Origin of the sequence: Phyllobacterium sp. UNC302MFCol5.2 (assembly GCF_000686005.1) — a bacterium.
Taxonomy (GTDB): domain Bacteria; phylum Pseudomonadota; class Alphaproteobacteria; order Rhizobiales; family Rhizobiaceae; genus Phyllobacterium; species Phyllobacterium pellucidum.
The window spans coordinates 313753-339875 of sequence record NZ_JMLL01000010.1 but is presented as its reverse complement, the minus strand read 5'-3'; the positions used below and the strand labels follow the sequence as shown (position 1 = coordinate 339875).

21 protein-coding genes and 1 tRNA gene are annotated in these 26123 nt (G+C 59.0%); 18 read left to right on the top strand and 4 right to left on the bottom strand.

Annotated features, from left to right (window positions below):
* Window positions 1-23: 23 nt before the first annotated feature.
* Complete coding sequence (locus BR48_RS23695) at window positions 24-365, bottom strand: hypothetical protein (RefSeq protein WP_051614512.1); 342 nt, start codon at window positions 363-365, stop codon at window positions 24-26.
* A 366-nt stretch (window positions 366-731) separates the two neighbouring features.
* Between BR48_RS23695 and BR48_RS0103560 the strand changes: the two genes are divergently transcribed.
* The 4 genes from BR48_RS0103560 (at window position 732) to BR48_RS0103545 (ending at window position 7715) form a co-directional block, all read left to right on the top strand.
* On the top strand, window positions 732-1979 hold the full coding sequence (locus BR48_RS0103560; RefSeq protein ID WP_027230048.1) for a hypothetical protein: 1248 nt from the start codon (window positions 732-734) through the stop codon (window positions 1977-1979).
* Between the two features lie 57 nt (window positions 1980-2036).
* Window positions 2037-4376: an alkaline phosphatase family protein gene (locus BR48_RS0103555; RefSeq protein WP_081815745.1), complete on the top strand. Its 2340-nt coding sequence runs from the start codon at window positions 2037-2039 to the stop codon at window positions 4374-4376.
* Between the two features lie 95 nt (window positions 4377-4471).
* A complete protein-coding gene (locus BR48_RS0103550; protein ID WP_027230046.1) occupies window positions 4472-6742 on the top strand; it encodes a phospholipase C, phosphocholine-specific in 2271 nt (756 codons plus the stop codon).
* A gap of 172 nt (window positions 6743-6914) precedes the next feature.
* Window positions 6915-7715, top strand: coding sequence for a DUF1499 domain-containing protein (locus BR48_RS0103545; RefSeq protein WP_027230045.1), 801 nt, complete (start codon window positions 6915-6917; stop codon window positions 7713-7715).
* 7 nt (window positions 7716-7722) lie between these two features.
* Here the strand turns inward: BR48_RS0103545 and BR48_RS0103540 are convergent, their stop codons facing one another.
* Complete coding sequence (locus tag BR48_RS0103540; protein WP_027230044.1) at window positions 7723-8622, bottom strand: MBL fold metallo-hydrolase; 900 nt, start codon at window positions 8620-8622, stop codon at window positions 7723-7725.
* A 123-nt stretch (window positions 8623-8745) separates the two neighbouring features.
* Between BR48_RS0103540 and BR48_RS0103535 the strand changes: the two genes are divergently transcribed.
* The 7 genes from BR48_RS0103535 (at window position 8746) to uraH (ending at window position 15567) form a co-directional block, all read left to right on the top strand.
* The gene (locus BR48_RS0103535; RefSeq protein ID WP_027230043.1) at window positions 8746-9333 is read left to right on the top strand and encodes a biotin transporter BioY; all 588 of its coding nucleotides are present in this window, start codon (window positions 8746-8748) and stop codon (window positions 9331-9333) included.
* A gap of 126 nt (window positions 9334-9459) precedes the next feature.
* A complete protein-coding gene (gene puuE, locus BR48_RS0103530; RefSeq protein ID WP_027230042.1) occupies window positions 9460-10377 on the top strand; it encodes an allantoinase PuuE in 918 nt (305 codons plus the stop codon).
* Between the two features lies 1 nt (window position 10378).
* Entirely contained in the window at window positions 10379-10879 is a 501-nt protein-coding gene (locus BR48_RS0103525; RefSeq protein WP_027230041.1) for an ureidoglycolate lyase, read from the top strand.
* Between the two features lie 66 nt (window positions 10880-10945).
* Window positions 10946-12373 carry a xanthine dehydrogenase small subunit gene (gene xdhA / locus BR48_RS0103520; RefSeq protein WP_027230040.1) on the top strand — a complete coding sequence of 476 codons (1428 nt, stop codon included), beginning with the start codon at window positions 10946-10948 and terminating at the stop codon, window positions 12371-12373.
* Window positions 12370-14688 carry a xanthine dehydrogenase molybdopterin binding subunit gene (xdhB, locus tag BR48_RS0103515; RefSeq protein ID WP_027230039.1) on the top strand — a complete coding sequence of 773 codons (2319 nt, stop codon included), beginning with the start codon at window positions 12370-12372 and terminating at the stop codon, window positions 14686-14688. Before xdhA ends, xdhB begins: the two co-directional genes overlap by 4 nt.
* A 12-nt stretch (window positions 14689-14700) precedes the next feature.
* Entirely contained in the window at window positions 14701-15204 is a 504-nt protein-coding gene (uraD, locus tag BR48_RS26580) for a 2-oxo-4-hydroxy-4-carboxy-5-ureidoimidazoline decarboxylase (protein ID WP_027230038.1), read from the top strand.
* Window positions 15205-15213: 9 nt separating this feature from the next.
* Window positions 15214-15567, top strand: a complete 354-nt coding sequence (uraH, locus tag BR48_RS26575) for a hydroxyisourate hydrolase (RefSeq protein ID WP_027230037.1) — start codon at window positions 15214-15216, stop codon at window positions 15565-15567.
* Here uraH and BR48_RS25400 read toward each other — a convergent pair whose 3' ends face one another.
* Entirely contained in the window at window positions 15568-16770 is a 1203-nt protein-coding gene (locus tag BR48_RS25400) for a DUF2793 domain-containing protein (protein ID WP_051614511.1), read from the bottom strand. It lies immediately after the preceding gene.
* A 261-nt stretch (window positions 16771-17031) separates the two neighbouring features.
* On the opposite strand from BR48_RS25400, the gene BR48_RS0103490 reads away from it, so the two are divergent.
* Window positions 17032-18900 (top strand): nucleoside-diphosphate sugar epimerase/dehydratase, encoded by a 1869-nt coding sequence (locus BR48_RS0103490; RefSeq protein ID WP_027230036.1) that lies wholly within the window; start codon window positions 17032-17034, stop codon window positions 18898-18900.
* Here the strand turns inward: BR48_RS0103490 and BR48_RS0103485 are convergent.
* On the bottom strand, window positions 18897-19907 hold the full coding sequence (locus BR48_RS0103485; protein WP_197030328.1) for a glycoside hydrolase: 1011 nt from the start codon (window positions 19905-19907) through the stop codon (window positions 18897-18899). The two genes, BR48_RS0103490 and BR48_RS0103485, sit on opposite strands and share 4 nt — an antisense overlap.
* 170 nt (window positions 19908-20077) lie before the next feature.
* On the opposite strand from BR48_RS0103485, the gene BR48_RS0103480 reads away from it, so the two are divergent.
* The 6 genes from BR48_RS0103480 to rbsK all read left to right on the top strand — a co-directional run bounded on the left by BR48_RS0103480 (window position 20078) and on the right by rbsK (window position 26122).
* Window positions 20078-20152 (top strand) — tRNA-Gln (locus tag BR48_RS0103480).
* Window positions 20153-20521: 369 nt separating this feature from the next.
* A complete protein-coding gene (locus tag BR48_RS0103475) occupies window positions 20522-21565 on the top strand; it encodes an autoinducer 2 ABC transporter substrate-binding protein (RefSeq protein ID WP_027230034.1) in 1044 nt (347 codons plus the stop codon).
* A gap of 64 nt (window positions 21566-21629) precedes the next feature.
* Complete coding sequence (locus tag BR48_RS0103470) at window positions 21630-23129, top strand: sugar ABC transporter ATP-binding protein (protein WP_027230033.1); 1500 nt, start codon at window positions 21630-21632, stop codon at window positions 23127-23129.
* Window positions 23126-24103, top strand: coding sequence for an ABC transporter permease (locus BR48_RS0103465; RefSeq protein ID WP_027230032.1), 978 nt, complete (start codon window positions 23126-23128; stop codon window positions 24101-24103). The genes BR48_RS0103470 and BR48_RS0103465 overlap by 4 nt, the downstream gene beginning before the upstream one ends.
* An 8-nt stretch (window positions 24104-24111) precedes the next feature.
* Window positions 24112-25107, top strand: coding sequence for an ABC transporter permease (locus tag BR48_RS0103460; RefSeq protein WP_027230031.1), 996 nt, complete (start codon window positions 24112-24114; stop codon window positions 25105-25107).
* 73 nt (window positions 25108-25180) lie between these two features.
* Window positions 25181-26122 (top strand): ribokinase, encoded by a 942-nt coding sequence (gene rbsK, locus BR48_RS0103455; RefSeq protein WP_027230030.1) that lies wholly within the window; start codon window positions 25181-25183, stop codon window positions 26120-26122.
* The last annotated feature ends 1 nt before the right edge of the window (window position 26123 follow it).

The following is a 26123-nucleotide window of genomic DNA, read 5'->3' as shown; positions in this document are numbered from 1 at the left end:
GGCGCGACGCGCGTGAAAAGGCGTTAGCGCCGCAAGCCTTTCATGACAGCGGCGAAATCCGGCCCGAGCTTGTCGAAAAGCGTCGTCTGGTCCTGTTCGGGCGTGACGCTTAGCGTGGTCCCGTCCTTGCCGAGCATGATAAAAACGGTCTGGTCCGTTGTGCCGTCAGAAATCGAGATGGCGCCAATACGTTGCTCGTCGCTATCTTCGGGAGCCCGGATGTTGAAGATCACCTCGCCATTGACGAGTTCCGCAGCCTTTTGCAGTGCGCCTTCGAAGCCGTCTGCCACGATATCCTGCGCACCGAGCGCAAGCTCGATCTCCACAACCTCTAGTGACACCGGCTTTTCAACGTCTGGCATCATGCCCCAGCCTCACATTCTCTATCTATTTATTTTTATTACTTAACTGGCCCGCCGACTGCCGCTTTTTCTGCGACGTGGATGCAGCCCAAATCACCACTGCGATGATGTCAGCAGAGCGACGAACCATCCACTCACGAAATGTAAACGCGCTAAACGTGCGGTCGGTCGTGCGGCAAGATGATGCAGGTTCCGGAATGTCGGGGCCTGTCATCCAGCTATTACATTTGCCCCGTATTCGCTTACCCCACTTCAGGATTTTGACGCGTGCTTTCTCATGTAAGGGGTTGTGCGCCATCTTTTTTAAGAAAACGATTTTCGCAGCGACCCGCCAGTTAATTGGCCGGCTATTTATTTGGAGAAATTATTTTGAAGAACAATCTTCTCGCTCTCATTCCGCTCGTCCTCATTTCTGCCTGCGACGGTTCGGACTCGTCGCAACCGGCGCCTAATTCCGTTGCACAATCGACGTTCGACGCCCAGTCCGAAGAACTGGAAAGCGCCAAGAAGGAGAACGCGGAACTCAAGAAGACGATCGAAGTGGTCAGCAGCGAAAAAGCTTCTATCACAACTACATTCCAAACTGTTGCAGCCGACAAGGACAAGCTTGCTGCCGAGTTGAAAAAAGTTGCGGCTGAGAAGGAAAGCATTTCCACGCAACTGTCGCAGATGGTTGCCGACAAGGACAAGATCGCCGCCGAACGCGACCAGAAGCTCACGGAGATTGAGGCCAATCTGGCGAAGATTGCCTTACTCGACAAATCCGTCGTGGAGAAAACCACGGAACTCACGGCGCTCAAAACCCAGCTTGCCACGACCACCGGTGACAAAGCGGACCTGACCAAAAAGCTCGAGCAGTCCGGCAAGGATCTCGCTGCAATAACCGCCAAGCGCGACGATCTGCAAAAGAGCGTAGACACGGCGACGGCGGAGAAGGCCAGTCTGACCAAGAAGCTTGAGACGGCTGGTGCGGATCTGGCTTCCATGACTGCCAAGCGGGACGATCTGCAGAAGAGCTTCGATCAGGCGACGACCGACAAGGCCGCTCTTGCCAAGCAGCTTGAGACGGCCAGCTCGGATCTGACGGCGATGACCGCCAAGCGCAACGAACTGCAAAAGAGCTTCGATGAGGCAACTGCCGGCAAGGCCGAGCTAGCCAAACAGCTTGAGCAGTCCGGCAAGGACCTGACCGCGATGACGGCCAAGCGCGACGATCTGCAAAAGAGCTTCGATCAGGCGACGACCGAAGAAGCCGCGCTTGCCAAGCAGCTCGAGACAGCCAGCTCGGATCTGGCGACGATGGCCGCTAAGCGCGACGAACTGCAAAAGAGCTTCGATCAGGCGACGACCGACAAAGGCGATCTGACCAAACAGCTTGAGCAGTCCGCTAAGGATCTGACCGCCATGGCCACCAAGCGGGACGACCTGCAAAAGCAAAGCGATCAGGCGCAAGCGCAGATCGACAGCCAGAAGACCGAAATCGCCAAGAAGGAAGCGGATATCAAGGCCGCGCAGACCGAGCGTGATGCAGCGTTTGCCGCCAAGGACAAGGCCATCAAGGAACGTGATGCTTCCAATGACAAGCTTCTGAAGATCGCCAAGAGCGTTTGCCAGTAAGTTTTTTCATGCCGTTTTGATTTTTCATTAACGAACTGGTTTTCAGGGAGTTTATCCATGGATAGACGCGATTTTATCAAAATGCTGGGTCTTGCCGGAACCAGCGCAGCAGCCTACGCGGCGTGCTCTAGTTACATGATGGAGGCTCTTGCCGACGCGCCCGCCACCATCGAAGATCTGCTGGTCGCATCGAACGACTGCATCAACAACGGCTCGCTAAACGATATCGAGCACGTCGTATTCCTGATGCAGGAAAACCGGTCGTTCGACCACTATTTCGGCACGCTGCGCGGCGTGCGCGGTTTCGGTGATCCGCGTCCGCTGCGCATGCGTGACGGACGTCCCGTGTGGGAGCAATTGCAGGCCGGATTCGATCCGACAAAGGAGCCCCCGGCTCCGGATGCGCAGCGGATAAAGCCGTACCGCATGCCGAATATTGCCGCCAACAAGCCTTCGGACGATACAAGCCCGGAAGGAACCGTGGGCGGGGTGTTCATTACGGACCCTGCGCATGACTACGGCAGCGGTGTCGGTGCGTGGAACTACGGGCGCATGGACAACTGGATCCCGAAGAAGCAGATCGTCACCATGGCGCATTATGTGGAAGCGGATATTCCACTCTATTTCAAGTTGGCCAAGGCATTTACCTTGTGCGATGCGTATTTTTGCTCCGTTCACGGCTACACCGATCCCAACCGCAGCTATTTCTACACCGGGCACAGCAACGGAAAGATCGGCAACGATTCGTTCAGCGGCTCCAAGGACGGCGCAAGGCCGAACTGGAAGAGTTACCCCGAGCGGCTGGAAGAAATCGGCGTGGACTGGAAATTCTACCAGGACGGCCTTACTTGGACGAGCGATCCCTTTGCGGGCAACTACGGCGACAACACGCTCGAATATTTCCAGCAATACCGCGATAACACCACGCCGATCTACAAGAAGAACCAGACGGTAAATTCGATCTTACGAACCGATCCCAACAAGCCTTCGCAGTTCGAGCAAGACATCATCGACGACAAGCTGCCGGCTGTTTCCTGGATCGCCGCGCCTGAAGCCTTCTGCGAGCATCCGAAATGGTCTCCGCATCTTGGTGAGTACTACGTCCACGAAATTCTTCGCGCATTTACAGCCAACGTCGAAGTGTGGAAAAAAACTGTATTCATCATCACCTATGATGAAAATGGCGGCTTTTTCGACCATGTTCCCGCGCCGACCCCTCCATTTAGCAGCACCTACGGCGAAGCCTCGCCCGGTATCAAGGTGACGGGCCTGATTACCGCCACCAGCACTCCGCAGCGCGATATTGATTCAGAAGCAGCCGTAACAAGCAACTCAAAGCTTATGAATATGATGGGCATGGGTGTACGGGTCCCGACGCTCGTGATTTCTCCATGGAGCGTCGGCGGAAGGGTGTGCTCGGAAATCTTCGATCATACATCGGCCATCCAGTTCGTCGACGCCTGGCTCATGGCAAAAGGCAAGAAACTTAAGGACGACTTCTATCCCCTTTCGTCCTGGCGCCGGGCCATCGCCGGCGATTTCACGAGTGCGCTCGATTTCAAGCGCAAGGTGCTTACTAAACCGGAAGCTGTGGCCGATACGACCAAGCTGGGCGTCGTCTTTACCGCCGCGCAACAAAGCAATGCCAGGAAGACGCCGGGCCTCAACCCTGACCTGACCATCTACAAGAGCGATCCCGACATCGCCAAGCCGACGCTCCTGAAGCAGGATCGGACGCGTTGCGAGATCATGCCGCTCGACTATGATTTCTTTGTTGGTGCTACCGTTACCGCCAATGACGTGAAATATTCGATCACCAATCGAGGCAAGCTCGCCGCCTCGTTTTATGTCATCCCCTATGACAGGCCAGGCACATGGCCGGGCGACGGTCCCTGGTATTTTTCGGTCGAAGGCTCGAAAGGAACGCCGGTTACGGTGAAGGATCAGGCCTATGCAAATTTCGGCGCGAAAAACGCGACCACCAAAAACTACTCCTATGCCGTGCATGGCCCCAATGGCTATCTCTTTGAGTTCATGGGGGCCCCGGGCGCCAATCCGACGGAATTGCAACTCGCCGACGTTTCCGATGCTGTTTCCATCGACGAAGCAAAAACCATCCGCTTCACGCTGAAGTGGCCCGGCGTCAACGGCCGCCTGAAGGTCACCAACGCCTATACCGGCAATATCGTACTGGTTGAAGCCGGTACCACCACGGTCGATATTCCGACGTCCGATGGTTGGTACGATGTCTCGTTCGTGGACGCGGTAAATGCGCCGTCGCGTTATCTGCGACGCTATGCCGGACATCTGGAGAACGGCAAGATCGGCAAAAGTGATCCCGCTATCGGCCTGCAATATGACGAAAAGGAAAGGGTCTACAAGCCGCTCGTCGCCTGATCGGATTTAGCCCGCACCGACTTACCATTTTGATGCCGGATGACGATTTCATCGTTCGGTCACTGGATTAATGAATTCATTTAAGAGGACTTTTTATGCAACGACGTGATTTTATCAAGTTGCTCGGCCTTGCCGGCACCAGCGCCGCCGCCTATGCGGCATGCTCGGCCTACATGGCGGAGGCACTCGCACAGTCGGCTTCAACCATTGATGAATTGCTGACGGTGGAAGGTGAGTGCAAGGAAGGTTCGCTCGCCGATATTGAGCACGTCGTTTTCCTGATGCAGGAAAACCGGTCCTTCGATCACTATTTCGGCACGCTGCGCGGTGTTCGCGGCTTTGGCGACCCGCGTCCAATGAAATTGAGGAACGGCAAATCGGTCTGGCAGCAATCGGCGGCCTGGCCCAGAAAGCCTGACCCCGTCACCGGCATCATACCGGATTCGACGCCCTATCGCATGTTCAAAGACAAGCGCGCCGTACCAACTCTGCTGGAGCCGGTCGACCCCTCGAGCGCCGGCGGTACCTACATCGAGGATCCAGCGCACAGGTTTGGCGATAGCCTGGGTGCCTGGAACGGTGGTCTTATGGACCAGTGGATCGAGAAGAAAAAAATCGTCACCATGTCCCATTACACCGAAATCGATATTCCGCTGTACTTCAAGCTGGCACGAGCCTTCACGCTTTGCGATGCGTACCATTGTGCGCATAACGGCGGCACCGACGCAAACCGGAGCATATTCTTTACCGGGACGTGCAAGGGCAGAACGGAGAACGACTATTTCAGCCATGCCAACCCTGCAGATCGGGATAAGCTGGACTGGACAAGCTATCCCGAGAAACTGGAGTTACTGGGGGTAAGCTGGAAATTCTATCAGGAGGGCCTGGACGGAAATACGTTCACCGGCAATTACGGTGACAATGTTCTCGACGCCTTCAAGCAATTTCAGGACAAGTCCACAGCGATCTACAAGAAGAACCAGACGGTCAATCCGGTTCTGCGAACCAGCGTCGACGTGCCATCGCAATTTGAACAGGACGTAAGGGATAACACGCTTCCGGCCGTTTCATGGATCGTCGCGCCCGAGGCGTTCACCGAACACCCGCACTTCCCGCCACATTTCGGCGAATATTACGTGCACGAGATCCTGCGCGCCTTCACGACCAACAAGGAAGTGTGGAAGAAAACGCTGTTCATCATCAATTATGATGAAAATGGCGGGTTCTTTGACCATGTCGTGCAGCCGGTCCCACCCATCGACCCCGTCAACGGCAAGACCACGCCCGGCATAACATTCGACGTCCCTGGCACTGCTAACTCTGAAACCTCGATCCAATCTAAAAACCCCATCGGGATGGGGGCTCGCGTTCCCGCGTTGATCATTTCGCCCTGGAGCACGGGCGGCCGCGTCAATTCGGAAGTTTTCGATCACACCTCGGCCATCCGCTTTCTTGATAAATGGCTTGTCGCTCGCGGCCTTCAAAAGCCGGACGCGCCGGCCTTCGAAAATCTCTCGTCGTGGCGGCTGGCGATCGCAGGTGACCTTACCAGCACACTGGATTTCAAACGGTCGGAAACCACCGCCCTCGAGCAGGTTGTACCGGCCGCGACTAAAGCCCGGATCATGTCAAGTGAAGAAAAAAAAATAGTGCCCGTTGGGTGGCTTCAAGGAGCTACAGCTGGGGTCGATCATATGAAGGCTGATCCCCTTCACACCAAAACCGCGCTGAAACAAGACCGCGCACGCTGCGAAAAATTGCCCATCGCTTATGACTTCCACGTAATCACAGCGGTCGAATCGAAATCCGTGCGGCTGACATTCAGGAATCCTGGGCCGCTCGGTACGGCTTTTACCGTTATTCCCTATACCACCAAGGACAAGGTGAAACTCTATAGCGTTGAAGGCGCAAAGAAAGACGGCTTGCGAAGCGAGCTTTCGGACGTCCTGACACCCACGAGTCCGGATGGTCTGTATTCCTATGCCATCCATGGCCCAAATGGCTATCTTCTTGAACTGCGCGGTAATTTCCAGACTGCGACGCAACAACTGTTCGCCGAAATCGTCGACGTCAAGTCGAAGGCCGATGCTGCCAAGATCGAGTTCGGTTTCGGCAAGTGGAACCCGAACGGCAAACTCACCATGGTAAATGCCTATACGGGTGAGACCAAGTCCGTCGCCGAGGGAACGACCGCTGTGGAAACAGCAACGGCTGACGGCTGGTACGACGTGGCCTTCTTCGATGATGGGACTTATCTGCGTCGTTATGCAGGCCGGCTCGAAAACGGCAGGATCGGCAAGAGCGATCCAGCCATCGGCAGGCAGTATGACGAGGCAAAGCGCGTCTACATGGACTATGTAGTCTAAGCAGAGCGCGAACAGCGACAACGCTTCCCTCCCGGCTCGAGTGCCGGGCGGGAGAGCGAATGAATGGATGGATATGCTGGAATTGGAAACACGTGATTTGTCACGCGCGCTTGCCTCGTGTCGATTATGCGATTAGCTCTTGGCGAGCCGTTTTGTGCATCGCCGGGATTCCATGCGCCATCATTTTCGCCGCCGCCAGTCGATTTCAGCCAAGTGGTCGGTGCGCGTGGCTTTTCTGGCCGCGATCCTCTTCGTTCTGTCCGGGCTCGGGCATCGCTTCGAGCGCATCGAGACGCCGGAATTTCTCTGGCTGCTTGCGGTCGTCGCCGGGCTGGCGCTGCTTGCATTGCTTTTGAGCTTCAAGGGCTTCACCAGCCTTTGGCGCCGGGGCGACCGGGGCGGACCGAGTGCGTTCTGGGGCGGGATCGTCGCCCTCATCGTTCTGGCGCCCTTCGCAATGACCCTCTACCAGGCACTGACGCTGCCGACACTCTACGACGTTTCCACTGATATAGCCGACCCGCCTGAGCTTTTCGCTGCCGGCCAGCGTAGCGAGCGGATGAACCCGCTCGTCAATGATGAGGAAAGCCGGGGACTGCAATCGAGCGCCTATCCGCAGGTCACGGGCCGCCGCTATGACGGTTCGCCCGATCGGATCCTGACGGCGGTGAATACCGTTATCTCCAACAATGGATGGACGGTGCTGAGCCAGAAGGGGGAACCCGGCGACGACGAGGAAATCCTTCTCGAAGTCGTGGCCCGCACCTGGCTGCTCGGCTTTACCAGCGACGTCGTTATCCGCCTCACCGACGAAGGCGAGACTACCTATGTCGACATGCGCTCCGTCTCCCGCTACGGCATTCATGATCTTGGCGAGAATGCCGACCGCATCACTGCATTCATGACGGCGCTTGACACGGAGGTGCAGGGCACCCAGCCCGACGAGGAAACGACGCAGCCGGAGCAGCCCTAGCCGATCGCTACCAGTAGACGCCGTCAATGGCTGGATTGCCGTCGGTGTGGACGACGCCGCGCGCGACGAGATCTTCGAGATGGGCAAGAACCGAAAGGCCGGCGGCGCCATGCAGGCGTGGATCGGTTTCCCGGTAAATGACGCCGACCATGGCAGGAATCGTGCGGTCGCCGGCCCGCACGCGCTCGAGGATGGCGCGTTCGCGCATTTTGCGGTGCGCCTTCAGGCCGCGCACAAAGGTCTTTGGCTTGGTGACAGGTCCGCCGTGCCCGGGGAAATAGATGCGGTCATGGCGGTGAAGCAGCAGGTCGAGCGAGCGCATGTAGTCTGACATTGCGCCGTCCGGCGGCGCTACGATCGATGTCGCCCAGGCCATGACGTGGTCGGCGGAAAACAGCACGCCGATCTCCTCGAGTGCAAATACTATATGATTGGCGGTGTGGCCGGGCGTATGGATCGAACGCAGCGCCCAGCCGTCGCCCTCGATCACCGACCCGTCACTGGCCACGAGATCAGGAACGAAGTCCGTATCGCCGCTGGCGTCGAGGAGATTGACTTCACCGACATGCAGTGGCCGCGCCGGACGATGCGGCCCTTCGGCGACGACGACGGCGCCGAGTTCATCGCGCAAGCGCGCGGCGAGCGGTGAGTGGTCGCGGTGGGTATGGCTGACGAAGATGTGGCTGACCGGGCGCCCGGCGATGGCGCGGATGAGCGCTGCGTGATGGGCGTCATCCAGCGGTCCAGGATCGATCAACGCCAGCGTCTCACGGCCGACGAGATAGGAGTTCGTGCCGTGAAAGGTGAACGGGCTTGGATTGTTGACGGTTATCCGCTGAACCTTCGGGGCGATATCGACCGCTTCACCGTAGCGCGGCGCAAAACTGGTGTCGAAAACTAGAGACATGAACGCAAGCGGACCCTTCGAAGCCTTTTCGACATATTGCGGCGCGGCATAATCCCCAATATACCGTTTTCACAAACGGTGGAAATACCGCCCCACGGCGAAGGCTATACAGAGGATATCGACATGATCGCTGCGCAAACCCGTTCCCTTGCCCAAGAATTCCAGCCTGAAGGTCAACTCGCCAAAGCGGTCTGGTATGTCACGCTCGCCCTGATCGGCACCGCGCTGATGACACTTGCCGCCAAGACCAAGGTAGACATGGTCTTCGTCAATGTGACGATGCAGACTTTTGCCGTATTCGCCATCTCCGCCGCCTACGGCTCGCGGCTTGCCGTCGCTACCATGGCGCTCTATCTGCTTGAAGGCGCGCTTGGCATGCCAATTTTCACCGGCACGCCAGAAAAAGGCATCGGCCTTGCCTATATGGTTGGACCGACGGGCGGTTACCTCGTCTCCTATCTCGTTGCCGCATGGATCGTCGGCACCGCCGCCGACAAGGGTTATGCCCGCAATCCAATCGTTCTCGGCGCGGCGATGCTAGCCGCGGAGGTTGCCATTCTCGGCCTCGGCTTCCTGTGGATGGCCTATCTCTTCGGCTTCGAGAAGGCGTTCACCTTCGGCGTTGGTCCATTCATTGTCGCTGACATTTTGAAGCTCGCTCTGGCGGCTGCCATCGTTCCGGCCATTGGCTCGTTGCTCAAGCGCCGTTAAGAACTTGCCGCAACCATCGTTGGGCCGCGGCATCGTCCGCGGCCTTTGTTTTTGCGCCGGCCATTGACTTTGCGATGCGGCCTTCGCAGTTTCTCATGATACTCGTTCAAAAATAAGAGGCACGTCTTGTCAGATTATCCGCGGGATTTGATCGGCTATGGCCGAAACACGCCCGACCCGAAATGGCCGGGCGGCGCACGCATCGCCGTGCAGTTCGTTGTCAACTACGAGGAAGGCGGCGAGAGCTCGATCCTCGATAATGATCCGGCATCGGAGTGCCTTCTGTCGGAGATCGTCGGCGCGCAGCCCTGGCCGGGCCAGCGCAACCTGAACATGGAATCGATCTATGAGTATGGCGCACGGGCCGGTTTCTGGCGGCTGTGGCGCATGTTTACCAAGCGCAAGATGCCGGTCACGGTCTATGGGGTTACCCTTGCCATGGCGCGCAACCCCGAAGCTGTCGCCGCCATGAAGGAGGCCGATTGGGAAATTGCGAGCCACGGCCTGCGTTGGCTCGAATACAAGGACTGTCCCGAGGACACTGAGCGACAGCACATTCTTGAAGCGGTACGCCTGCATACCGAGATTACCGGGTCGCGGCCGCTCGGGATCTACCAGGGTAAACCGTCGGATAATACGCTGAAGATCGTCATGGAGGAGGGCGGCTTCGTCTATTCCGCCGATAGCTATGCCGACGAGTTGCCCTATTGGGTCAAGGGTCCAAAGGGCCGGCATCTGATCGTGCCCTACACGCTCGATGCCAACGACATGCGCTTTGCGACGCCGCAAGGGTTCAACTCAGGCGATCAGTTCTATACCTACCTCAAGGATACGTTCGACGTGCTTTATGCCGAGGGCAGGGAAGGCGCGCCGAAGATGATGTCGATCGGCCTGCATTGCCGGCTGGTCGGCCGGCCGGGACGCGCCGCGGCGCTGGAGCGCTTCCTCGATTATGTCCAGCATCAGGAAGGCGCCTGGATCACGCGGCGCATCGATATCGCCAATCATTGGCACGAACATCACCCCCCGGCAGACGAAAACTAAGATGGAAATCCTCAGCCTCAATGTCACGCCGCTGACGCGGGCGGCATTCTCACCCTATGGCGACGTCATCGAAACCGCAGGCGCGCAGATGCGCCTTATCAACGGCGGCACGACGCAGCGCTTCCACGACCTCGCAAAGGTCGATGTGACGGGACCGGGAGCCCGCGTGCTGGTTAATATATTTCGCGGCCAGAGTCTCGCGCCGCCGATCGACATCAAGATGCTGGAACGTCATCCCCTCGGAAGCCAGGCTTTCATGCCGCTGCAGGGCCGGCCCTACCTTGCGGTGGTGGCCGAAGATGAAGGCGGGCGGCCGGGATCGCCGGTCGCGTTCCTGTGCCAGGGCAACCAGGGCGTCAACTATGCCCGCAACGCCTGGCATCATCCGCTGATATCGCTCGAGGCCGAATCGGACTTCGTGGTCGTCGACCGCGGCGGCGAGGGCAACAATCTCGAAGAATTCTTCTTTGAAGACCGTCTTTACCGGATTGGCTCCATCTGATCGCCCCTATGTCATTGCGCAATCTCGCCACTTGACGCCCACGTCCAGCCGGTCGAAGCTGCTGACATGGCTACGACGATGCGGTTTTTTCTCAATGGTCAATTGCAGGAAGCTGCAGTTCGACCCGATATGACGGTGCTGGATTGGTTGCGCGGTCCGGCGCGCCTGACAGGTACCAAGGAAGGGTGTGCGGAAGGCGATTGCGGGGCGTGCTCTGTCCTCGTCGGCGATCCTTCAGAAGAGGGCGCCGAACCTCGCGTGCACTATCACGCCGCCAACAGCTGTATCCTTGCGATGGGCCAGATCGACGGCCGTGCGCTGGTTACGGTTGAGGGCTTGAAGGGCGAACACCTGCACCCGGTCCAGCTCGCGATGGCGGAAAACGGTTCTTCCCAATGCGGCTTCTGCACGCCCGGCATCGTCATTTCGATCGCGGGTCTCGCCGCGGCCAACCCGGAATCCGGCGAACAGGATATTCACGATGCCCTTGCCGGCAATCTGTGCCGGTGCACCGGCTACAGGCCCATAGTCGAAGCAGCACGCAAGGTAATCGGTGCCGGTGGCGCCGGCATCAGCGGCCCCGCAGTTACGGCTTTTGCGAAGATTGAGCCGCGCCGATCGGTTTCGGCCGGCGGTGCGTCGTTCGATCAGCCAGCGACGCTCAATGCGCTTCTGCAACTGCGCAAGGAGAGACCGCAGGCGATTTTACTTGGCGGCGGCACCGACCTCGGCGTGGCATTGGCCGATTATCACAGCGATTGGGACGATGTGATTTCGCTGGCTCGGGTCAGCGAATTGCGGGCGATTCGCGAGACCGACAATCATCTGAGTTTCGGCGCGGCGGTGACGTGGGAGGAAGTGCTGGCTGCGGTCACGCCGATTTATCCATCCTTCGCTACGCTGATCCGGCGCTTCGGTTCGACGCAAATCCGGTCCATGGGCACGATCGGCGGCAATATCGGCACCGCGAGCCCCATCGGTGATGGACCGCCCGCGCTGATTGCCCTCGGCGCCGAAATCGAGCTTGCCTCCCAGAGCGGCCACCGTTTCCTATCGCTTGAAGATTTCTTCCTCGATTACCGCAAGACGGAACTGCGTGCCGACGAGGTGATCGCTTCTGTCTCGATCCCCAAGCCCAGGGAAGGCCAGGATTTTCGCGTCTACAAGATATCGAAGCGCTACGACCAGGATATATCCACCGTCTGCGCTGCGTTTTCGATCGTGCGAGAGGAAGGTCAGGTTCGCAGCGCCCGCATCGCTTTTGGCGGCATGGCGGCAACACCGCGCCGCTCTCCTGAAGCTGAACGCGCGCTCGTCGGAACCAGTTTTGACAGAAAGGCAGTTGCAGCCTGCGCCGCAGCGATTGCAACCGAGTTCAAGCCGTTGACCGATTGGCGTGGTAGCGCCGATTATCGCCTTGAGGTCGCTGCAAACCTTGCCGAGCGCTTCTGGCGCGATGTGGCAGGCGAGACGGTGGAGGTGATGGCGCTATGAATATCGATGCCAAGATCGTTCACCGCAGTATCGTCGGCAAGGGTATCGCCCATGACTCTGCGGCAAGGCACGTCGCTGGCGAAGCCGCCTATATCGACGATATGCCGGAACTGCCTGGGACATTGCATGCGGCCTTCGTTCTTGCGCCGGTGGCGCACGGCAGGCTTCTTGGTATCGACGCTTCGGAAGCGTTGGCGATGCCGGGCGTCGCCGGCATCTGGTCGGCGAAGGACATACCCGGTCACAACGAAGTTGGCCCTATCCTCCACGGCGAGACGCTGTTTGCGGAATATATCGTCGATTACGAAGGACGGGTGGTCGCCGCAGTCGCCGCGTCGGATTTCGAGACAGCCTATCGCGCCGCCAAACGCGTCAAACTGAACATCGAAAAGCTCGAACCGCTTTTGGACATCGAGGAAGCACATCATAAGAAGAGCTATGTTCTTCCTGCGCAGCAGGTCATCGAAGGCGATGTCGACACGGCGCTCTCCGGCGCACCCCATGTCATCTCCGGCAAGCTGCGCATGGGCGGACAGGATCATTTCTACCTTGAAACCCATATCGCCTACGCCATTCCCGGCGAGAACGGCGAAATGCTGGTCCATTCTTCGACCCAGCATCCGACCGAAGTCCAGCACCATGTGGCGCTCGTCCTTGGCGTTCATGCCAATGCGGTCGAATGCCAGGTGAGGCGCATGGGCGGCGGTTTCGGCGGCAAGGAGAGCCAGCCGACCATCATCGCCTGCGCGGCGGCGCTGATCGCGGCCCAGACGGGCAAGCCGTGCAAGATGCGCCTGAAGCGACGCGACGACATGGTCGCCACCGGCAAGCGGCATGATTATGTCGTCAACTGGAAGGCGGGCGTCGACAACACGGGCCGCATAGTTGGGCTCGACATCGAGTACCTTGCCCGGGCCGGCAATCTCCCCGACCTCACAGGGCCGGTGATCACGCGCACCCTGACCCATTCGGACAATTCCTATTTCATCCCCCATGCCCGCTTTGTCGGTCATGCCTGCAAGACGAATACCGTTTCGAACACCGCATTTCGCGGCTTTGGCGGGCCCCAGGGCATTATCGCCATCGAGTGCATAATCGATACGATCGCACGCGAGCTGAAGCTCGAGCCCAACAACGTCCGCGCCATCAATTATTATGGCGATGAAACCGGCGATATGACGCCGTATGGCCAGAAGGTAGAAGACAACCGCCTGGTCGAGGTCACCGAAGCCGTGCTTGCCTCAGCCGACTGGAGCCGCCGTCGTGCCGAGATCGATGCGCATAATGCGACCAATCCTGTCATAAGGCGCGGCCTCGCCATGATGCCGATCAAATTCGGCATTTCCTTCAATTTGACCTCGCTCAATCAGGCTGGCGCGCTCGTCCATGTCTATCTCGACGGCTCGATCTTCCTCAATCACGGCGGCACCGAGATGGGGCAGGGGCTGTTCATCAAAGTCGCGCAAGTTGTCGCCGAAGTGTTCCAGGTCGAGCTCGACATGGTGCGGATATCCTCCACTGCGACCGGCAAGGTGCCGAACACCAGCGCGACGGCCGCTTCGACCGGCTCAGACCTCAACGGCATGGCAGCCTTCAAGGCGGCGACCGCGATTAAGGCGCGCATGACGCGGGTGGCCGCCGAACATTTCGACGTCGAGGAAGACGTGATCGTCTACCGCGAGGGCCGCGTTCATGCCGGCAATGAATCGATTTCGTTCGGCGAACTTGCAAAAATGTCCTGGGCCAAGCGCGTTCAGCTTTCCGAGGCCGGCCATTATGCGACGCCCAAGATCCATTGGGACGGCAAAACGATGAAGGGCCGCCCGTTCTTCTATTTCAGCTACGGAGCAGCGGTTGCTGAAGTTGCGATCGACACGCTGACCGGCGAGACCCGTTGCCTCAGAGCCGATATCCTTCAGGACGTCGGCTCGCCGCTCAATCCCGCCATCGACCTTGGCCAGATCGAGGGCGCTTTCGTGCAGGGCATGGGCTGGGTGACCTGCGAGGAACTGTGGTGGGACAAGGCCGGCAAATTGCGCACCGTCGGACCTTCGACCTACAAGATACCGGGATCGCGCGACGTTCCGCCCGAATTCAACGTCCGCATTCTCGACAATATGCCGAACCAGGAGGAGACGGTATTTCGCTCCAAGGCGATTGGCGAACCACCATTGATGCTCGGCATTTCGGTCTGGCTGGCGATCCGCGACGCTATCGCCTCGATCCACGGAGGCGTTCCGTATCTCGATTCTCCGGCAACGCCGGAAAATGTTCTACGGTCAGTAGGGGAGGCCAAAGCCAACCGAACAGCTTGAGAGGGAGGGGACATGAGGCTTGAACAACTGAACAGTGCCAGCACGGAGGAATTCGTTGGCGCGCTCGGCGGTGTCTTCGAACATTCGCCGTGGGTCGCCGAGGCGGTCGCCGGCCAGCGGCCATTCACCAGCGTCGAGATCCTGCACGGCGCCATGGTCGTCGCCGTCGAAAAGGCCGGTCAGGCGGCACAATTGGGCTTGATCCGTGCGCATCCGGATTTGGCAGGGAAGGCGGCGCGCCAGGGCAGTCTTACCGTCGAATCAACCAGCGAACAGCGCGGAGCCGGACTTGACCGGCTGACCGACGAGGAATTCGAGGAGTTTCATCGTCTCAACAACGCGTATCAGAGCCGTTTCGGTTTTCCATTTATCCTTGCCGTGCGCGGCCATAACAAGCACTCGATCATGGCGGCGTTTCGCCAGCGCCTCGATCACAATGCCGGCGAGGAAGTCGCCGAAGCTTTACGGCAGATCGCGCTGATTGCGCGGTTTCGCTTGCACGATTTGATCACTTAAGGACCTCACATGGGAAAGTTATCCACGCATGTTCTCGATAATTCCGCCGGAAAGCCCGCGGACGGGATGGCCCTGACACTCCATCGTATCGAGGAGGGCGGGCCTGTCCTGCTCAAAACCGCCGTTACCAACGCGGATGGCCGCACCGACAAGCCCCTCCTTTCCGCGGACGAGATGGCGGTCGGCCGCTACGAACTGACGTTTTTCGTCGAGGAATATTTCAAGCACAAGCTCGTTGCGCTCGACACCCCGGCCTTTCTCGACGATGTGCCGATACGCTTCGCGATTGCCGACACGAACGCAAATTATCACGTGCCGCTTCTGGTCACTCCCTGGTCCTATTCGACCTATCGGGGCAGTTGATCAGCCATAGACACCGACAACGTTGAACACGCGCGTCTCATCACCGCGGAAATAGACGAGGTTCGCTCCGGACTGAGGTGACAGATCGGAACTTGGCAGGACGAGGCTGCCGACGGGATTGCCCGAATTGACGATCGTGAGCAGCACACCGTCCTGTGCGAACACGCCGCCGAGCCGCTTTTGCATCAGCGGCGAGATATCGATAGCGATTGTCTTTTTGACCGGATCGACGATCTGCAGCGCATCGCCGGAGGCCCATTGCTTGATATGATCGGCGTTTACGACCTGAAGTCCGTTGAGGGCGGTGTCCCATTTGACCCAGGCCGACTGGGCTGGCGATTTGGTGACATTCCAGAGCCGGACCATCGCGACGTCGCGCATGGCCGTTCCAAACAAGCTCACGGCGCTATTGGCAGCGAGCGTGATGATGTCGGCGGCGATCGAGGCGACCTTGGCGGCGGCCGGCGTGGCGCTGCCCGGCATTTGATAGATCGTCGCATCGGGCCCGGCCGGCAAAAAGACAAGCCCGGAAAGGCGTTTACCGGTGGCAGCGCTGGCAATGCCATTGGGGAAGCGCACGACGCCGGTCGCATTGTCGGCGATCATGACATCGCGCCAGCTACTGCCGTCCGCACTGGTCTTGATACGGAAGTCGCGGCCCCATATCGTGCCCATTTCGGCGCGGCCCTGATAGTTCGACTGGAAGAGGAGCGACGCTGCCTGGTTGTCGTCGGACTTGTTGATCTTGATTTGATGGCTCGTGCCCGCGTGGTCGAACAGTGATGCCGGACTTTTCAGGGCGAGGCGGTTCGTATCATCCGCGACAGTCTGGATGCCGACCGCATTCACGGGATTGGTACCACCGCTTGCAGCGGCCTTCCAAGCGCCATTCGTAAACACGAGGAAGTTCGCGGTCTTGGCGATCCATGCGGACCAGCCCTCAAGGGGCTGAAAGAACGCCCATGCACCATCCTGAAAGGCGGCGACCTGCTGATCCTTGCCGGCCCAGGCCCCGCTTGCCCCGGATCCGATAATGTAGCGGTCGCCTTCAGCGGGATTGGATGGCGCCGCCTGCGCATTGCTGCTCAGCACCGACAATTGCACCAGAGCATCGAGCGCGCGTATCGCCTCGTTGTGCGTTACGTGCTTTTGCGCCTGCGAGGGGGCGATATAGGGCAATTTGAGGTTCGACGTCTGATCCATGTGGCTGTCCTTTCCGCGCTTCGCCATTGCCGGGGAAAGTACAGCCGTTGTGATTGTGTTGGATAAACCGACGATGCACATGGTGATTGATTGACGAGCTGCCGGTCATTGCATTTATGTAGCCCTATGTTACTGGTCTTGCGTCCGTTTGGGGTTCCGTTGTAGGGCGAGACGCCTGGCCGGCTCATCCCTTGCGCAAAGGTGCTTTTGAACGTCTGTCCCTTATCAAGCCCGTCTGCATGCCGTGAACATCGAGGATCAATGACACTGGAAAATTTTCGGCAGGGCGTCTCGATGATGCCGCGTCGTTACAAGCAACTGATCCTGGTCGTATTCGACGTGATCGCGCTGACCTTTGCCGTTTGGCTCAGCTATCTGCTGCGATTTGGCACATTCTTTATTCCGAACAGCGAACAGGCACTTTTGATGGTTGCCGCGCCGCTGATCGGGCTGCCGGTGTTCATCCGCTTCGGACTCTATCGCGCCGTCATCCGCTACCTGCCGGACAAGGCCATCTGGACAATGATCCAGGCCGTGACCATCTCTGTCATTCTCTGGGTCTGCCTGGCGTTCCTTACGCTCATGACCGGCGCAGAGGGCGTGCCGCGCGCTATTCCCTTCCTCTATTGGGTGCTGAGCATTGGCATCATCTGCGGCAGCCGCTTCGGCGCCAAATGGCTGCTGTGGAGTGCACTGCGCGACAAGCTCATGGCGCGGCAATGTCTGATTTTCGGTGCGGGCGATGCGGGACGCCAGCTTGCCAATGCGCTGCGCAGCCAGAACGAAGTATCCGTTGCCGGTTTCATCGACGACGACCGGAGCCTGCATGGCATGGATATTCTCGGTATCCGCGTCTATCCTACGCAACACCTTGAAACGCTGATCGATAATTTCGGTATCAGCGAACTGATCGTCACGACATCATCGCTGAGCGGCATCGAGCGTCGCCGGCTGATCGGTCGATTGAAGGCTCTGGACGTCAAGGTTCGTATTCTCCCGGCTATCTCCGACCTTACGGCCGGCAAGTATCTGGTCAGCCACCTGCGTGATATCGACATTGACGACCTGCTCGGCCGCTCGCCCGTTCCGGCCGACCCGACGCTGCTCGACAAGACCGTGGAAGGCCGGGTGATCCTTGTTACCGGCGCCGGCGGCTCGATCGGCTCGGAGCTTTGCCGCACCATCGTCAAGCTTGCGCCCGCCAAGCTCATTGTCTTCGATGTCAACGAGCACAGCATCTACCAGCTCCAGCGCGAGCTGGCGGGCATGACCGATTGCGTGATCGTTCCGGCGCTTGGTTCGATCAGCGATGCTTCGCTGATCCGCGCGCTGCTCGCCGAGCACAAGGTTGAAAATGTCTACCATTGCGCCGCCTACAAGCATGTGCCGCTTGTCGAAGAGAACGTCGTCGAGGGCGCGCGCAACAATGTCATCGGCACCGATGTGCTGGCCGCAATGTCACAACAGGCCGGAGTGCGGAACTTCGTGCTGATCTCGTCCGACAAGGCCGTTCGGCCCTCCAATGTCATGGGGGCGACCAAGCGCTGGGCGGAACTTATCGTACGGCATCAGGGCGATATCGCCAGGGAGCAGGGGACCGGGCAGATATTTGCTTCGGTCCGTTTCGGCAATGTCATCGGTTCAAGCGGGTCGGTGGTGCCGCTCTTTCGCGAGCAGATCGCGCAGGGCGGGCCGCTGACGGTTACCCATGACGACATGACCCGCTATTTCATGTCCGTGCGCGAAGCTGCCGAGCTCATCATCCAGGCCGGCGCGCTTTCTGAGGGCGGCGACATATTGCTGCTGGAAATGGGCGAACCGGTGCGTATCCGCGATCTTGCCGAAAACATGATCCTGCTCGCCGGACTGTCGGTGAAGGACAGCAGCAACCCCGATGGCGACATCGAGATCGTCACGGTGGGCATTCGCGACGGTGAAAAGCTGCATGAGGAACTGTTCTATGATCCCACCGGCGTCGGGTCGACGAGCCATACGAAAATCCTGCGCGCCCAACGCCGGTCCAACGCCGCCGACCGCCTGCCGGATGCTGTGGCAGAACTCCAGCTTCTGATCGAGCGGCGCGATACTGAAGGCGTCCGCAAGCTGCTCTACGAGCGCGCAACGTCTTAAAGACTTCGTTGTCCAGCGCTGCGAAAGCGTGACAGCAGCAACGTCACTGCCAGCAGTCCGGCGCAAATTGCGCCGGCCGCAACAAGCCCGCCATCGAATGTCAGGAAGGCGCAGATGCCGAGGATGAAATTCAGTGCGCCGACGCAGGTAACGATTTGCCAGACCGACCAGCCCGACCGCTTGGCGATCTGATAGGCATGCTTGGAGTGGGCAGCGAGAATGTTCTCGCGTGCCGCAAGCCGCATGAACAGCGTCGATGTGGCGTCGGCGATAAAGAACAGCGGCAAAAGCAGGCCTGCGGCGATTGAAAGGTCGCGGGCAACCAGGAAGAAGGCAAGCCCGCTCAAAAGCCCGATCGGCAGGCTGCCGGAATCGCCGAGAAAAACCAGCGCTTTCGGGCGGTTAAACAGGGCAAATCCCAAGAGGCCTCCTGCGAGGCAGGCGGCAAGCACGCCCGTACCCGAAGCCACGAGGCCGATCGCCGCGAGAACCGCAGCCAGCGCCAGCGGTATGCCAAGCCCGGCGACGACCATCAGGTCGAGACCGTCCATGAAGTTGGTGAGGTTGATGAAATAGACGAGCGCAAAGGCAAGGAGCAGCCTCTCGACGGCGAACGGCAGGAGGTCGGGCAGCAGCCGGAATTCACTGCCGAGGCCATAGACGGCTATTCCGGCCGCGAGAAATTGTGCGATCAGCCGGACACTTTCGGGCAGATGATGGCGGTCGTCGAAAAACCCGGTGACCCAAAGGATAAGGGCGGCGGCGCTGCTCAAGGCAAGAAATCGCCAGTCGAGACCGGCTGCCGGGCCGAATATCCACAGCGCCAGGAGGACTGCCGGGATAATGGCAAGGCCGCCAAGCTGGCGCGCCGGCTGCGTATGGTTGGACCGCTCCGTAATGGTAGCGCCGAGGAAATTGCTCGGCAGGAGCCTTATGATGGCCGCAAGCAGTATGGCAGCGCCGATGGCGGTGGCGATGAATGGCGCAAGCAATGCAGCAAAGGGCAATCCGGGCCTCGTTCGGAACGGCGTGAAATCGAAGTCACCCTTGTCACGAAAATTATATGGAAACAATTGCGAAGAGCGACAAATGGCCGATCATTCACGTTGCGCAACCCCGAGCCAGAGGTTATAAGGCCGCGCGGTCGGGCGCTTCGCCTGGATAGACAGCAAGATTTTGGGGCGTAGCCAAGTGGTAAGGCAGCGGTTTTTGGTACCGCCATTCCCTGGTTCGAATCCAGGCGCCCCAGCCATCCCGGACATCACGGAAATCTTGGCCTTGGCACTCGAAATCTCGACCGTTCTGCACCTCTGAATTGCATACACTTTAACATTTCAAATAACATTTGTTCCATGCGTCGCTTCCATATTGACAACTGCCCCATCATCTTGAATGTTGAATGAAACGTTTCATCACGTAAGTATGAATCGCAGGGAGTGAGCATTCGCATCTGGACGGGAGTGGTCCGGCGCGAAGATCGGCAAGGCAGAACCAAGGTCGCGGCGCGCAATGCCGCTTGGTTTGATCGTTTGCCTCCAGTTTTCTTCCTGACACTTCGAAAGGTCGGCGGGTGGCTATGCCATTCCGCACGGTTTGGGCAACAACCAAGGAGGATATGCCTGTGAAGAAACTGCTCGCATCACTCGCCATTGTCGCGGCTCTTGTCGCGCCGGCAAAGGCCGAAGGGCCGATCGATACATCCAAAGTCAAAAAGGAATATGTCACGTCGGCTAGCGGCAAGACCTATTCCATCGCCACCGTGGTCAAGGTCGACGGCATTGCCTGGTTCGACCGCATGCGCGCCGGCGTTGAACAGTTCAAATCGGATACCGGGATGGATACCTGGATGGTCGGGCCGAGCCAGGCCGACGCTGCTGCGCAGGTCCAGATCGTTGAAAACCTGATCGCACAGGGCGTCGATGCCATCTGCATCGTGCCGTTCTCGGTCGAGGCGGTGGAGCCGGTGCTGAAGAAGGCCCGCGACCGCGGGATCGTCGTCATCGCCCATGAAGCCTCCAACATCGTCAATGTCGATTACGAGCTCGAAGCCTTCGACAACAAGGCCTATGGCGCCAAGCTCATGGAAGTCCTTGCAAAGAACATGGGCGGCAAGGGCAAGTATCTTGCGACGGTCGGCAGCCTGACCTCGAAGTCGCAGATGGACTGGATCGACGGCGCCATCGAATATCAGAAGAAGAACTTTCCTGAAATGTCGCTGGCGACCGAGCGTCTCGAGACCTATGACGACGCCAATCAGGACTACAACAAGCTGAAAGAGGCGATGACCACTTATCCGGACGTTACCGGCATTCTTGGCGCGCCGATGCCGACTTCGGCCGGGGCAGGGCGCCTGATCGCAGAGGGCGGTCTGAAGGGCAAGGTCTTCTTCGCGGGAACAGGTCTGGTTTCGGTTGCCGGTGAATACCTGAAGAATGGCGACATCCAGTATATCCAGTTCTGGGATCCCGCCGTTGCCGGCTATGCCATGAACGAGCTTGCCGTCATGGCGCTCGAAAAGAAGAATGCCGAGATCAAGCCCGGCCTCGACCTCGGCCTTCCCGGCTATACGAGCCTCACAGCGCCCGACGCTTCCAAGCCAAACCTGCTCTACGGCGCTGGTTGGGTTGGCGTCACGGTCGATAACATGGCCCCTTATAACTTCTGATTTGCCTTTTTGTCCGGGCGGCGGCAGCGTTGTCGCCCGGACATTTCGAATGGCCGGAGCAAGCATGAGCGAGTATCTTCTGGAGCTGAATAATATCAGCAAACGTTTCGGCGGCCTCGTGGCGCTGGACGCGGTTTCGCTGGCGATCAAGCCCGGTGAAATTCACTGCCTTGCCGGTGAGAACGGTTCCGGCAAATCCACGATCATCAAGATCATGGCTGGCGTCTACCAGCCGACCGAGGGCGAAATACGCATCGACGGCGTCCCGGTAACCGGCATGACGCCCGCGCATTCGGTACAGCATGGCATTCAGGTCATCTACCAGGATTTTTCTCTCTTCGGGAACCTCAGCGTTCTCGAAAACCTCGCGCTCAATACGATGCTTCTCGAAAAACGCCGCATCGTCGACTGGACGCGTGCCCGCAACCTTGCCGAACAGGCACTCGCACGTCTCGGCGTTACGATGGACCTTGACGCCGATGTCGAAACCTTACCGACGTCCGGCAAGCAGATCATCGCAATTGCCCGCGCCGTCATGGTCAATGCCCGGCTCATCATCATGGACGAGCCGACGACGGCGCTGACGCGGCCAGAGGTCGATGCGCTCTTCCGTATCGTGCGCGATATTCAGGCGCAGGGCATCGCCGTCCTGTTCGTCAGCCACAAGATGCGCGAAATGCTCGAAATCAGCGAACGGCTGACCGTCTTGCGCAACGGCAAGAAGGTGGCCGAAGGCCCGATTACCGATTTCAACGAGCCGAAGATCACCCGCGCCATGACCGGGCATGATCTCACCGATCAGAGCTACGTTTGGGAGCCAGCCGCCGGAGACAGCCCGCCGCGGCTAGAGGTGCGCAATCTCTCTGTGCCGGGGAGTATCGAGGATATCAACCTGACGCTCCATGCCGGCGAAATCGTCGGCCTGTCCGGATTGATCGGCGCCGGCCGCACCGAGCTTGCGCTGGCGCTCTTCGGCATGAACCCAAAATTTACCGGGACAGTGACGGTCGACGGCAGGGAAGTGCATCCGGCGACAGTGCAGGAGGCCATCGGATCCGGCATCGCCTACGTTCCGGAGGATCGGCTCAGCGAGGGTCTGTTTTTGCCGCAATCGATCGAACGCAACATGCTGGCGACATCGCTCAACAATTTCGTGCGCGGCATCTTCATCGATCGCAAGCGAACGGCTGCGGCAACGTCGGGCATGTTCGGTGCGATGCAGATTGCTGCGCCAGGTCCGCAAACGCCGGTCAACCATCTGTCCGGCGGCAATCAGCAGCGCGTCGTGCTGGCGCGCTGGCTGCTGACGGGCGCAAGGGTGCTCATTCTCAATGGCCCGACTGTCGGCGTTGACGTTGGTTCCAAGGCGCAGATCCATCGCAAGATACGGGAACTGGCTGTCGAGAACGGCCTCGCCGTGTTGATGATTTCCGACGACGTGCCCGAACTTGTCCAGAACTGCAATCGCATCATCATCATGCATAGAGGGCGTTTCGTCGATGAAATCGGACCTGATTCTTTGCATGAAGACGCTTTAAACGACCGGCTGAAGGCCTTGAAATGACTCTGTTTCGTCGATCGGAATTCATCATCGCCTGCATTCTTGTTGCTGCGATGATCATCATCGGACTGATCAACCCGGCCTTTTGGTCGCTTGACAACCTGTTCGGACTATTGCGGGCCAATGTGATCATCGGCATCCTGGCGCTTGGCGTTCTTGTGGTGATGATTTCTGGCGGCATCGACGTTTCCTTCACAGCTTTTGCCGTCGCCGCCATGTACCTCACGATCAAGGTCATGATCTATTATGGCTATGGCGGTGTGCTCCTGCCCTTCGTCGCCGCAACGCTGATCGGCACTTTTCTCGGGGCTTTCAACGCCTTCTTCATCCATAGCTTCCGCATGATCCCGCTGATCGTCACCCTCGGCACGGGCAGCGTCGTGCGCGGCCTGCTGCTTGGCCTCGTTGGCACCAGCATGATCAACATCGACAAGATGCCTCAGCAGCTGATCGCCTTCGCCAAGACGGACCTCATCAGCCTGACTTCTGCAAGCGGCACCAATTTCGGCCTGACCGCGATGATCCTCATCTATTTCGGCCTCGCGCTCCTCACACATCTGTTCCTGCGCTACACCATGATGGGGCGCTCGGTGTTCGCTCTCGGTGGTGCGCCGGAGGCCGCAAGCCGGGTCGGCTTCAATACCCGCAACACGCTGTTCGTCGTCTACTGTTTCGCCGGTGCGCTGGCCGGATTTGCCGGGCTGTTACACGGCTCGATGATCTGGCTCGCCAATCCGCGCGATTTCGTCGGGCTGGAGCTTGATGTGATCGCGGCTGTGGTCCTCGGCGGAGCGTCCATCTTCGGTGGGCGCGGCAGCGTCATCGGCACGCTGCTTGGGGTGTTCATGCTGGTTATGGTCAAGAACAGCCTCATCATAATGAAGGTCGATACCACCTGGCAGCGGGTGGTCGTGGGCCTCATCATCATCATCGCCACGGCGCTCACCGCCTGGCGCGATCGCAAGAAACTGGTGTGAGACAGGACATGCAGAACAGCTCTATCGCCAAGCGCATTTTCGGGCAGGACCGCAATATCCTGCAGCTTCTCGTGATCACCGTGCTGGTCTTCGCGCTGATGTCTTATCTCAACCCCGACAAGTTCCTGCGCTACTACAATTTCGAATCCATCACGTACATCATGCCCGAACTCGGCATTCTCGCGATCGCCATGATGATCGCGATGCTGACCGGCGGTATTGATCTTTCGGTCGTCGGCATCGCCAACCTCGCCGGAATTCTCGCCGGCGTGTTCTTCCACCATGTCATCACCGGAACTGACCAGTCCACCGGCATGATCATGCTTTATACGGGCATCGGCATATTGATGGCGCTGGCGATCGGTCTCTTGGCGGGTGTCCTCAACGGCTTTCTCATCGCCAAACTGCGCATTACGCCTATTTTGGCGACGCTCGGCACCGGCCAGATCTTCACCGGTCTCGCTGTCGTCCTCACTGGCGGCCCGGCGATCGTCGGATTCCCGGATGGCTGGAACTATATCGGCAACGGCAAGATCCTGGGCCTCGCAACGCCGTTCATCCTGTTCGTCGTCGTTGCCGGTGCGGTCGCCGTTCTGCTCACGCGCACCACACTCGGTGTCAATCTCATGCTCATCGGCACCAACCCGCGCGCCGCCGTCTTTGCCGGCCTGCGCAAGGATCGGATGATCTTCTATTCCTATATGCTAACCGGGTTTCTCGCCGCCATTGCCGGCATCATTCTTTCGGGGCGCACCAATGCCGCGAAATCGGATTATGGAGCATCCTACCTCTTGCAAGCCATCCTGATCGCTGTTCTTGGCGGCACAAACCCGGCTGGCGGCAAGGGCAGGGTGCTTGGCGTGTCCATCGCGCTGGTTGCGCTGATGCTACTCTCATCCGGCTTCCAGATCCTGCGCTTCTCCAATCACCTCATCGATTTCATATGGGGCGGCTTCCTGCTTTTGGTCATTGCTCTCAACGCATTTCGCAACACCGATCGATAAGGCACCGTTTCTTTCCGCAAGATCGCTGATATAGAAAAATTCCAAACGACTGGACTACACAAGGAATACGCACATGCCCCACCGTATCGCCGTTGTCGGCAGCAACATGACGGATCTGGTTACTTCGATCGTCCGCATGCCCGCACCCGGCGAGACAGTCGAAGCGCCGGCGTTCGCGATGGGGTTCGGCGGCAAGGGCGCCAATCAGGCGGTCGCGGCCGCAAGACTCGGCGCCGACGTCATGATGGTGACCAAGGTGGGCGACGATGTCTTCGGCCAGAGTACGATCCGCAATTTGCAGGACAACGGCATCGACATCACCCATGTCGATACGGCTGCCGGCCAGTCAAGCGGCGTTGCGCCGATCTTCGTCGACGAGCATGGCGAAAATTCCATCCTGATCATCAAGGGCGCCAACAACGAGTTGAAGCCGGCGGATATCGATGCCGCGGCAGAAGACCTAAAGCGATGCGATCTCATTCTCATGCAGCTGGAAGTCCCGTTGGAGACGGTCTACTACACGATCGCCTTTGCCGACCAGCACGGCATCGAGACCATTCTCAATCCGGCGCCGGCCGCGCCGGATCTCGATGCCGGCAAGGTCACCAAAGCGACGTTTCTTGTGCCGAACGAAACGGAGCTCGCATTGCTGACCGGCATGCCGACCGGTACCGATGCCGAAATCGAGACTGCGGCCCGCTCATTGATCGCCAAGGGCATTCGCACCGTCATCGTCACCCTTGGCTCACGTGGCGCGCGGCTGATCACGGCCGACAAGGCGACGCTGATCGAGCCGCTGAAGGTCAAGCCTAAGGATACGACGGGAGCTGGCGACGCCTTCATCGGCAGCTTTGCCCGGTTCTACGTGGAAGGCCGCGACGTCGAAGCCTCGCTGCGCAGGGCTGCGCTCTATGCCGCCGATTCGATCACCCGCGAAGGCACGCAGAAGTCCTATGCCGATGCGAAGGCGTTCGATAAATTCATCGCTGGTCTTGGCGATCGCAAGGCCGGATGAA